Origin of the sequence: Variovorax sp. PCZ-1, from assembly GCF_018413605.1 — a bacterium.
GTDB lineage: Bacteria > Pseudomonadota > Gammaproteobacteria > Burkholderiales > Burkholderiaceae_C > JANMDU01.
The window spans coordinates 38431-48670 of sequence record NZ_JAHCDN010000005.1 but is presented as its reverse complement, the minus strand read 5'-3'; the positions used below and the strand labels follow the sequence as shown (position 1 = coordinate 48670).

The window sequence follows — 10240 nt, the reverse complement described above, 5'->3', positions numbered from 1 at the left end:
AACGTGGGCGTAGTGACGGTTGGCGGTCTCGTACTCAACGTGAGCGGTATTAATCGTGATACCACGAGCCTTCTCTTCTGGAGCAGCATCGATCTGGTCGTAGGCTTTAGCGGTGCCGCCGAACTTGGAGGCGAGCACCGTTGTAATAGCAGCGGTGAGGGTGGTCTTGCCATGGTCCACGTGGCCAATCGTGCCTACGTTGACGTGGGGCTTGGTACGTTCAAATTTCTCTTTTGCCATTCTTTGCTCCGAAAAAGTACGATTCAACGATTAAAAACTGGTGCCCTTTGCGGGAATCGGACCCGCGACCTCTCCCTTACCAAGGGAGTGCTCTACCACTGAGCCAAAAGGGCGAAAACATTTGCCCTTTTTCATACTAGGGCTAAAACCTAAAACTCAAAATTCTGATGCCATGCCAACACGATATTTATGGAGCGGGAAACGGGAATCGAACCCGTGTCATTAGCTTGGAAGGCTAAGGTTCTACCATTGAACTACTCCCGCATTCGAGCTCTTTTGCATACGCAGAAAAACTTCAAAAGCGGACGAATTCCGTCACGCTCAACAAACATCTCGCTGGTGGAGAGGGCTGGATTCGAACCAGCGTACTCGTTAGAGGGCAGATTTACAGTCTGCTGCCATTAACCACTCGGCCACCTCTCCGGCGAACCTAGGATTATGCCATGTTTCGGTGACATTCTGCTACCCTAGGAAGCCCACACAGCCCAGCAGATGGCTGTGTTTTTACTCAGATCGTCAGCGAAACACCACAGTTCGGTGGCCGTTGAGCAGAACACGGTGCTCGCTGTGCCACTTCACCGCACGAGCAAGAACTTGACTCTCTGTATCTCGGCCTCTTGCCGTGAGGTCATCCACCGTATCCGAATGATCGACTCTCGCGACATCCTGCTCGATGATCGGACCCTCGTCCAAGTCGGCTGTCACGTAATGCGCGGTTGCGCCGATCAGTTTCACACCGCGATCATGGGCTTGGTAATAGGGCTTTGCGCCTTTGAAACTCGGCAAAAAGCTGTGGTGGATATTGATAGCTCGGCCTGAAAGCGCTTGGCACATCTCATTGGAGAGAATCTGCATGTAGCGCGCCAAAATCACCAGCTCTGCGCCCTCGGCATCGATGATTTCTAGCTGACGCGCCTCCACCTGCGCTTTGCCGTCTTTGACCATCGGAATGTGATGAAACGGTACGTTGTAGCTGGCAGCCAACTGATAAAAATCGCGGTGGTTGCTGATGATGGCGCGGATATCCAGATGCAGCAGGCCGCTTTTCCAGCGGAAGAGCAGATCATTCAAGCAATGGCCTTGTTGGCTCACCATCAGCACAGTGCGCATCGGCTGCTGCGCGGCATGGAGCTGCCATTGCATGCCAAATCCTGCGGCAAAAACGGAAAGATCAGCCTGCAGCGCGGCTTGATCGAGCGAGCAAGCAAAGCTCACACGCATGAAAAACAAGCCGGTATCGTGATCGTTGTATTGCGCGGCCTCTTCGATGTTGCCGCCATGCTCTAACAGAAAGCCTGAGACGGCGTGCACGATACCCATGCGGTCTGGGCAAGTCAGGGTTAGGATGTAGGTTGGTGTGGGTTGCATCGCCATGGCTGTATTTTCTTCTATTTTTGAAGCAAAACGGCTCAATCGCCGGCATATATCCTGCGCGGAGTGCTATTTATTTGATAGTAACCAAATCATATATTGGAGACAGGTATGGCTTTGATCGATTTCAACATGGACAACCACTGGTTGCCTTTCACCCCCAATCGCCATTTCCGCAAAGACCCGCGCGTCTTCGTAGCGGCTGATGGCATGCACTTCACCACACACGATGGCAAGCAGGTGCTGGACGGCATCTCCAGCCTCTGGTGCGTGGGCGCGGGGCACAACCGCAAGCCAATCAACGAGGCGATCAAGAAGCAGCTCGATACTCTGGACTACGCCACCGCCTTTCAGGCCAGCAATGACCAAGCCTTCAAAGCCGCCGAAATGATTGCAGCGATGTGCCCCAGCGATCTCAACAAAGTGCTGTTTTGCAACTCTGGCTCTGAGGCGGCAGACACGGCACTCAAGGTAGCGCTCGCTTACCATCGCGCGCGCGGCCAAGGCCATCGCACGCTCTTTATTGGCCGCGAGAAGGGCTATCACGGCGTGAACTTCGGCGGCATGAGTGTGGGCGGCCTGCCAGCGAACCGCAAGGCTTATGGCACGCAACTACTGCCGCGTGTGGATCACATGCGCTTCGTGCACGATGCCACCACGACGCATTACAACGGTGCTGCGCCGCAAACCGATACTGACTTCCTCGACGATCTAGAAAAACGCATCTTGCCTTTGCATGACCCAAGCAATGTCGCGGCCATCATGGTCGAGCCGATTGCGGGCAGTGCGGGCTGGTATGTGCCGCCGATGGATTACTTGAAGCGCTTACGAGCGATTTGTGATCAGCATGGCATCTTGCTGATTTTTGATGAGGTGATCACTGGCTTTGGCCGCTTGGGTGTGAACTTCGGCGCGGATTTTTACGGCGTGGTGCCCGACATGCTGAATTTCGCCAAATGCGTGACCAATGGCGTGATTCCGCTCGGCGGCGTCGTCTGCCGTGAGCATATTTACGACGCGATGATGAATGCCGGCAGCCCTGAGCATGTGGTGGAATTTTTCCACGGCTACACCTACAGCGGCCACCCTGTAGCCTGTGCTGCGGCGATTGCTACTTTGAATTTGTTCAAGCAAGAAGATCTGTTTGCACGCGCAGGCAAGATGGGCAAGCTGCTAGGTGATGCGCTGCACAGCGCCTTCAAAGGCATGCCAGGCGTGGTGAGCATCCGCACGCTCGGCTTGGCGGGTGCGATTGAAGTGAGCCCCATGCCCGGCTCACCAGGCAAACGCGCCTACGACATCTTCCTAGATTGCTTCCACCAAGGCGTTCTCATTCGCCCCGCAGGTGAAAACCTCGTGCTTTGCCCGCCGTATATCGTGAGCGAGGCGCAGATTGCGCAGATGGTGGATGTATTGGCTGCGAGTGTGAAAAAACATGTGGGCTGAGCATTTGATGTCTTAGTGATTTGCAAAAGCGCGTGATTTCTCATCAATCGCTGTTTGTAAACCGCAGATACTGAGGCCATCATGCCTCTGACCACCATCGACATCCGCACCACCTACCCCGAACAGGTGGAAATTGACATCATCGAAGCTGTGCAACGTGCCCTATTGGAGACTTTGCGACTGCCAGCGAATGACCGCAATGTGAAGCTTGCTGTGCATGCGCCGCACCGCATGATGGTGTCTCCCGCACTCACGCAGCCTGAGAAGCGCACCGTGGTGAATATTGCGCTCTTTCCGGGCAGAAGCACGGATGCCAAATGCCGCTTGTATCAAGCCATCGTCGCGAATCTGGAAAGCTGCGCTGCTGCCATCCCCCGCGATCATGTATTGATCTGTTTGCAAGAAGTGCCTTTTGAGCACTGGGGCATCCGCGGTGGGCAGGCAGCGAGTGATGTCGATTTGGGATTTTCAACCCAGATTCAATGAAAATGCTACTGAATTAGTAGCACTTTGCGCACATTCTGCGCTGGCTAGAGGCCGAAAAGGCCGAAAAAATGCCAGCGGGGTTACTTCAATACGCCAAACACTTTTTTGAGAATATCGCTGCCCGTGCCCACGGGATCTTTGCGAATTTTCTTTTCTTCTTCGCCGATCATGGTGTAGAGGCCATCCAGGGATTTACCCGTCACATACTGCTGAATATTGGCATCTTCTTTTTTCACCAAGCCCATGCCGGAGGCTTTGCCAGCAACGGCGTTGTATTTATCCGCAAGCTGCACCTTCTCAGTGGCCTTCGTCACGATCGGCAGGAATTTAGTGCCCAGTGGTGAGCGCGTCTTCTCAGCGAAGAAGCTGGTCACCGATGTATCGCCACCGCCCAGGATTTTCTTGGCATCCGTCACATTCATGCCTTTGACGGCAGACACGAGCAGATCTTTGGCAAAGGGCACGGCTTGCTCTGCACCGCGGTTCATGGCTGTGACGAGTTCATCCACTTTTTTGCCTTGCCCCAATTTTTTCATCAGCTTGCCAGCGTCGTTCAGGAACCCTGGCAGCGGAATCCGCACTAAGTTATTGCCTAGAAAACCATCGGTCTTACCCAAAAGACTCACCGCGGACAAAGCCCCGCGCTCAAGTGCAGTTTTCAGGCCAGCACTGGCATCTTTATCCGTCAAATCACCGAGTGAGAGCGCATAAGCTTGCTGGTAGGCGGCGGCGATGCACAGGCCAAGCGCAGATGCGCCTGCTTGGTTAAACTGACGACGTTTCATGAATATGCTCCTTTGGATAAATTGACGATGTATCTTGCCCCACGATCATTACCATTGTCTCGCCGTTTGGCAACTGCTACGTTGTTCAACGGCGCAGCTTTAGCGGCGTTGACGCTTTCTGGCTGCAGCAAGATGGCAGATTTCACAGGAACCGCACCAGATTCCACCATGGTCTTGCTCGATGGCAAGCCTTTCACAACTGCGCAAATGAAAGGCAAGGTGACTTTGGTGAACTTCTGGGCGACCAGCTGCGTGACTTGTGTTGCCGAGATGCCCGAGATCATTTCGACCCACAACAAATTCGCGGCACAGGGCTATGACACCGTGGCCGTGGCAATGAGCTACGACCCGCCTGCCTTCGTCGTGAATTTTGCGCAAAGCCGCGCCTTGCCTTTCAAAGTGGCCATCGACAACACAGGCGCAGTGGCCAAAGCCTGGGGCGATGTGAAGCTCACGCCGACCACCTATCTGGTGAATAAAAAAGGCGAGATTGTGAAGCGCTATGTAGGCAAACCAGATTTTGCGGCGCTGCATGCACTGATTGAGCAGCTGTTAGCTCAAAAGGCTTGATTTTTAAGCGTTTTTGGCAGTTTGCCCGCGTAGTTACTGCGCAAAGTGCTATTAATTTAATAGTAATTCAGTGGGCCAAAAAAATGCCCGCAAGCCAAAGACCTGCGGGCATAAACAGCCATAGAGGGCTGTCGAGGAGGGAACTGAAAAATTACTGGTTACGGAATTCGTCGTGGCAGGTTTTGCAATTGCCAGCGTAGGTGCCGAATGCCGCTTTGATTTGATCGAGGTTGCCGGATTTAGCGGCAGCTGCTACGGCAGCTGCGTCAGCAGCAAGTTTGTCGCCACCGGCGCGGAATTTGGCGGCGTCTGTCCAGATGTTGGCTTTGGCTTTACCGCCTTCAGTGCCAGGGCCAAAACCTTGCCATGGCAGTTTGGCCATCGCAGCAATCACATCAGCATTGTCTTGCGCAACACGTGCATCAAATGGCACACGACCATTGACCATTGCACCCAAACGACCTGTGTGCGTGCCCATCACGCTCAGGGCGCTTTGGCGGTATTTGATGGCATCTTCTGGCTTAGCAAACTGCGCTTGAGCAGAAACGCTGGCGAGCAAAGTGCTTGCAGCGAGAAGAAAAGCGATACGAAATTTCATGGAAGCTCCTGTTGAAGTAATGTGTTGAAAACAGAGGTTAACCTACGATGAGAAGTTCCAGCCAGAGGCACTAGGGCAATCCCTAGTCATTTCCTAGGGCTTGTCACACAGCTGCCTCCAAGACGGCACAATGTGCGTAAATTAATTTTTACTTTATCTCGGAAATCAAAGGAATCACAGCATGCCCACTGCTCACACTGTACGTATCTGGGATTTGCCCACCCGAGTTTTTCATTGGGCACTGTTTGTGTGCGTCGTCGGGCTGATCATCACGGGCAATGTGGGCGGCAATTGGATGGTGTGGCACTTTAGGCTGGGTTACTGTGTGATGACCCTGCTGTTGTTTCGCTTTGTATGGGGCTTGTTCGGCGGCAAATGGTCGCGTTTCGCCTCGTTCATTTACTCACCAGGCTCTGTGATTGCCTATCTCAAAGGCCAAGGTAAGCCTGAGCATTCTGCGGGGCACAACCCACTGGGCGCAGGCTCAGTCTTCGCGCTGCTAGGCTTTTTGGCGCTTCAAGTGGGCACGGGCTTGATCAGCGACGATGAAATCACCAATGCCGGCCCTCTCACGCGCTTTGTGAGCAATGCCCGCGTGAGCTTGGCCACATGGTGGCATAAAGATATTGGCAAATGGGTGATTGCAGCACTTGTGGTGCTGCATATCGTAGCGATTTTGTTTTACCTCTATAAGAAAAAAGAAAATCTGATTCGCCCAATGATTGACGGCGATAAGCAAATGGCGCAGGCAGTGGAAGCCTCCAAAGACACCGCAGGCAGCCGGCTGGCTGCGTTGGTGGTGTTGGCAATTTGCGGGGCATTTGTCTATTGGGTGCAAAGCCTAGGTGCTGTAGCTTTCTAAAAAGTCTTAATATGGAGGCTTCAGTAAAGGCCTCCAACATGAATGCCCGCGTCCCTGCCTCCGTTTTAAACACCGCCGATGTCTTGACCCACGCCACGCGCGCTTGGGATGCAGACATCACCAAGCGCATCAGCGACTACATCACCATCCCTTGCAAATCTCCCGGCTTTGATGCCGATTGGCATGCCCACGGGCATATCGAAACCGTGTTGCGTGAAGCGGCCAACTGGGTGCAATCGCAGAAAGTGCCGGGGCTAACACTTGAGGTGTTGCGGCTTACCGATGCGCAAGGCAAACCGCGTACACCCGTGCTGTTTTTTGAAGTGCCAGCGCATCAGCATACAAGCCAACAAACCGTGTTGATGTATGGCCATTTGGACAAGCAACCTGAGTTCAATGGCTGGCGAAATGATCTGGGCCCGTGGACGCCGAAGCTAGAAACTGGCTCGGACGGCGCTTCTCGCCTGTACGGGCGCGGCGGTGCAGACGATGGCTATGCGGTCTATGCCAGCATCGCGGCGATTCAAGCCCTGAAGGCCCAAAATGCGCCACATCCTCGCATCGTCGGTTTGATCGAAACTTGCGAAGAATCCGGCTCGTATGACTTGCTGCCCTATGTCGATGCGTTGAAGAGCAGATTGGGTGACGTGTCACTCGTCGTCTGCCTTGACTCTGGCGCCGGCAATTACGATCAGCTTTGGCTCACCAGCAGCTTGCGCGGCATGGTCAGCGGCACACTGCGCGTGGACATCCTGACTGAAGGCGTGCATTCAGGCGATGCCAGCGGCCTCGTGCCCTCGAGCTTTCGCATCATGCGCCAAGTGCTCGATCGCTTGGAAGACAGCGCCACAGGCCGCTTGCTGCCAGCGAGCTTTCATTGCGAAGTGCCTGCGGATCGCTTAGCACAGGCGCAGGCCACGGCGAAGATTTTGGGCGATGAGGTTTATAAACGCTTCCCTTGGGCGCATGCGGATTGCGGCGGCTCCACGCAGTTTGCATTGCCCACGACGACCGATCCTGTTGAAGCCTTGCTCAATCGCACATGGAAGCCAACGCTGTCTGTGACTGGCGCAGATGGCTTCCCTGCACTCAAAGACGCAGGCAATGTGTTGCGCCCCTACACCGCCTTCAAACTCAGCCTTCGCACACCACCTTTGGTCGATGCAGTGGCCACGATGCAAGAGCTGAAGAAGTTGCTCGAATACAATGCGCCGTACCAAGCCAAAGTGACATTCGACGGCGGCGGTGCGGCCAGCGGATGGAATGCCCCGAGTACAGCGCCTTGGCTGCAAAGTGCCTTGGACTCTGCAAGCCAAGCCTACTACGGCGCGCCCTGCGGCTACATCGGTCAAGGCGGCACGATTCCACTAATGAACATGCTGGAAAAGGGCTTTCCCAAAGCGCAAATGATGGTCTGCGGCGTGCTCGGGCCCAAGAGCAACGCGCACGGACCCAATGAGTTTTTGCATGTCGACTACGCCAAGAAAATCACTGCATCGGTGGCCAGCGTGATCGCTGCGCATCCTGCGTGAACATGGAGTCTTATTTGTCACCCTTCACGGCGACCGATGGCGAAAATATCGCCATCCACGATTGGCCGCTGCCAGATATTTGGCCAGAACAGGATATCAAAGGCACCGTCATCATCGTGCACGGTTTGGGCGAGCATGCTTTTCGCTATACGCATGTGGCGCAACAATTGAATGAGGCGGGATTTCATGTCCGCGCTTATGACCAGTATGGCCATGGCGAATCCGGTGGCTCGCGCGGACGCATCCCAAGTGAGATGCGGCTGGTGGATGATTTGGCAGATGTGGTGGACGATACGCGACGTAATATGCGCCCAACTCAGCAACTGATTTTGCTCGGGCACAGCATGGGCGGCTTGGTGGTGGCTTCGTTTGTGCGTCAACAAATGCGCCCCGTCGACGGCATTATTTTGAGCTCACCCGCGCTTGATCCTGGCCTGAACGCAGTGCAAAAACTCTTGTTGTCTGTTCTGCCTCGTATCGCACCCAATCTTCGGGTGGATAACGGCTTGAAAGTAGATAAACTCAGCCGCGATCCCGTCGTCGTGCAGGCCTACAAAAGCGATGCCTTTGTGCACAACAAGATCAGTGGCCGCTTGGCACGATTTATTGCTGATGAAGGCGCGCGCTGCATTGCTGCTGCGCCGAAGTGGATGACGCCCACATTACTGATTTATGCCGGCGCGGATGCTCTGGTCAACCCAGCCGGCAGCCGGGCCTTTGCCGCCAATGCGCCCAACAAATGGGTGCAAGCGCGTTGCTTTGATGCGATGTATCACGAGATCTTCAATGATCCTGAGAAAGCCCGCGTATTTGAGTCCATGCACGCTTGGCTGGCGCAGCAGGCTAGCTAGCTGGGGGCGCACTTTCATTTTGCGCTGCTTCCCAATAGCGCTTAGGCACATGGGTGGTCAGCCTCTCCATCACCAGCTCTACGATTTCTTCGGTGATCTCATGCCCCACAAACGGGATCACATCTGCTGTCACATCGGCACCAAGCTTGACCAAGCGCTCAGCAGCCAGCACCGTGTGGGCATAAGGAATCATGGCATCTTGCTTGCCATGAATCAGATGCATCGTGCAGCCCTCGGGCGCAAGATCCGGTAATTGGGTAAAACGCCCTGAGAGAGAGACGATGCGCGCAGCAAGAGATGGTAGTTGCTGTGTACTCGTCAGCGCCATGCCTGCACCTTGCGAAAAGCCCACCAGAGCCGTGGCCTCAGGACTCACTTGAAAAACCGTTTGCCAGTGCTGTACAGCCTGACGAAATAAGGGCAAAGCCTGAGCCACGCGCTGAGGGCGAAGCTCTTCTGTGATACCATCCAAAGAAAACCATTGAAAGCCATTGCTGTACGGGCAGTCATGCGCCGCCTGCACACTGACCACAGCACTGTGTGGAAACTGCTGCGCCAAACGTTGCCCCAGAGGCACGAGATCATCTGGCGTTGCGCCCACCCCATGAAAGAGCAAAAACAATTGCTTTGCTGCGCCACTTTGAGGCTGATGAACGATGATGCTCATTGCATATCCCCGAATACAAAACCATCCATCGAAATGATGCCGTAAGCCACACCACCATCGAGCACGCGGGCTGCGGCAGCTTTGCCGTCGTGCATCGAAGCGCCCATAGCGACGAGCAGCGGTTGGTAATGTTCATCGGTGGGATGTGCGCGCTTCGCATGCGGAGCTTCCTCAAAAGTGCGGCAGAGCTTTTGCGCATCCCCCGCCACGACAGCCTCGCGCACCCAGCTCACAAATTCAGGGACATAGGGCAAGACTGGCTGATCCGTACGCCCGCCACCGAATTCGCTGAGGTTATGCGTCAAACTGCCAGAGCCGATGATCAGTACGCCTTGTTCGCGCAAACCTGCTAAAGCCTGCCCGTAAGCCAAGGCTTGGGCTAAAGATAAACCCGCAGGCAGTGAGATTTGAAACACGGGTACATCGGCTTTTGGATACAAATAAGTGAGTGGCACCCAAGTGCCATGATCCAAACCCCAGCGATCCGTGGCTATTGGGTTCCAGCCTGCATCCGCTAATAATTTAATAGCAGCTTGCGCAGATTCTATGCCGTCTACACCATTATTTACCGGATAACTCATCTCATACAAGCGCGGATCAAAGCCACCGAAATCATGAATGGTCGCGGGCTTTTGCGCTACGCAAACGGCTGCGCCGCGCGTCATCCAGTGCGGCGAAATCACAGCGATCGCTTTGGGTCGTGGCAAATCTTGCCCCAATTGCGTGAGCAGGCCACCAGCCTGCCCCGGCTCGAGCGCAAACATCGGCGAACCGTGGGATATGAACACAGATGGCAGGGTTGTCATGATCGTCATTGGGCAGCAATTGTCGC

General features: G+C 54.6%; 12 protein-coding genes and 3 tRNA genes. 6 read left to right on the top strand and 9 right to left on the bottom strand.

The window, feature by feature from the left end:
• From KIH26_RS16570 to purU, 5 genes are all read right to left on the bottom strand, one after another.
• A partial coding sequence (locus tag KIH26_RS16570) for a GTP-binding protein (protein ID WP_249661576.1) occupies window positions 1-240 on the bottom strand: 240 nt, incomplete at its 3' end.
• A gap of 38 nt (window positions 241-278) precedes the next feature.
• Window positions 279-353: transfer RNA gene (locus tag KIH26_RS16565), tRNA-Thr, on the bottom strand.
• A 77-nt stretch (window positions 354-430) separates the two neighbouring features.
• Window positions 431-504, bottom strand: a tRNA-Gly gene (locus KIH26_RS16560).
• A gap of 73 nt (window positions 505-577) precedes the next feature.
• Window positions 578-663: transfer RNA gene (locus tag KIH26_RS16555), tRNA-Tyr, on the bottom strand.
• Between the two features lie 93 nt (window positions 664-756).
• A complete protein-coding gene (gene purU / locus KIH26_RS16550) occupies window positions 757-1608 on the bottom strand; it encodes a formyltetrahydrofolate deformylase (RefSeq protein ID WP_213446807.1) in 852 nt (283 codons plus the stop codon).
• 114 nt (window positions 1609-1722) lie between these two features.
• Here purU and aptA point away from each other — a divergent pair, with 114 nt between their 5' ends.
• Window positions 1723-3057, top strand: a complete 1335-nt coding sequence (aptA, locus tag KIH26_RS16545) for an omega-aminotransferase AptA (RefSeq protein WP_213446802.1) — start codon at window positions 1723-1725, stop codon at window positions 3055-3057.
• An 81-nt stretch (window positions 3058-3138) separates the two neighbouring features.
• Window positions 3139-3543, top strand: coding sequence for a tautomerase family protein (locus tag KIH26_RS16540; RefSeq protein WP_213446801.1), 405 nt, complete (start codon window positions 3139-3141; stop codon window positions 3541-3543).
• Between the two features lie 80 nt (window positions 3544-3623).
• Here KIH26_RS16540 and KIH26_RS16535 read toward each other — a convergent pair whose 3' ends face one another.
• Complete coding sequence (locus tag KIH26_RS16535; RefSeq protein WP_213446800.1) at window positions 3624-4328, bottom strand: DUF4197 domain-containing protein; 705 nt, start codon at window positions 4326-4328, stop codon at window positions 3624-3626.
• A gap of 132 nt (window positions 4329-4460) precedes the next feature.
• Between KIH26_RS16535 and KIH26_RS16530 the strand changes: the two genes are divergently transcribed.
• Window positions 4461-4898 carry a peroxiredoxin family protein gene (locus tag KIH26_RS16530; protein WP_213446806.1) on the top strand — a complete coding sequence of 146 codons (438 nt, stop codon included), beginning with the start codon at window positions 4461-4463 and terminating at the stop codon, window positions 4896-4898.
• A 151-nt stretch (window positions 4899-5049) separates the two neighbouring features.
• Here KIH26_RS16530 and KIH26_RS16525 read toward each other — a convergent pair whose 3' ends face one another.
• Window positions 5050-5496 carry a c-type cytochrome gene (locus KIH26_RS16525; RefSeq protein ID WP_213446799.1) on the bottom strand — a complete coding sequence of 149 codons (447 nt, stop codon included), beginning with the start codon at window positions 5494-5496 and terminating at the stop codon, window positions 5050-5052.
• Between the two features lie 181 nt (window positions 5497-5677).
• On the opposite strand from KIH26_RS16525, the gene KIH26_RS16520 reads away from it, so the two are divergent.
• From KIH26_RS16520 to KIH26_RS16510, 3 genes are read left to right on the top strand one after another with little or no spacing between them, the layout of a single operon-like run.
• Entirely contained in the window at window positions 5678-6358 is a 681-nt protein-coding gene (locus tag KIH26_RS16520) for a cytochrome b/b6 domain-containing protein (RefSeq protein WP_213446798.1), read from the top strand.
• Between the two features lie 38 nt (window positions 6359-6396).
• Window positions 6397-7890: a M20 family metallopeptidase gene (locus KIH26_RS16515; protein WP_213446797.1), complete on the top strand. Its 1494-nt coding sequence runs from the start codon at window positions 6397-6399 to the stop codon at window positions 7888-7890.
• A gap of 2 nt (window positions 7891-7892) precedes the next feature.
• The gene (locus KIH26_RS16510) at window positions 7893-8741 is read left to right on the top strand and encodes an alpha/beta hydrolase (RefSeq protein ID WP_213446796.1); all 849 of its coding nucleotides are present in this window, start codon (window positions 7893-7895) and stop codon (window positions 8739-8741) included.
• Here the strand turns inward: KIH26_RS16510 and ypfH are convergent.
• Together ypfH and KIH26_RS16500 are read right to left on the bottom strand one after the other, a co-directional pair.
• On the bottom strand, window positions 8734-9408 hold the full coding sequence (gene ypfH / locus KIH26_RS16505; protein ID WP_213446795.1) for an esterase: 675 nt from the start codon (window positions 9406-9408) through the stop codon (window positions 8734-8736). The two genes, KIH26_RS16510 and ypfH, sit on opposite strands and share 8 nt — an antisense overlap.
• Entirely contained in the window at window positions 9405-10214 is an 810-nt protein-coding gene (locus KIH26_RS16500; protein WP_213446794.1) for a dioxygenase family protein, read from the bottom strand. Before KIH26_RS16500 ends, ypfH begins: the two co-directional genes overlap by 4 nt.
• Window positions 10215-10240: the final 26 nt, after the last annotated feature.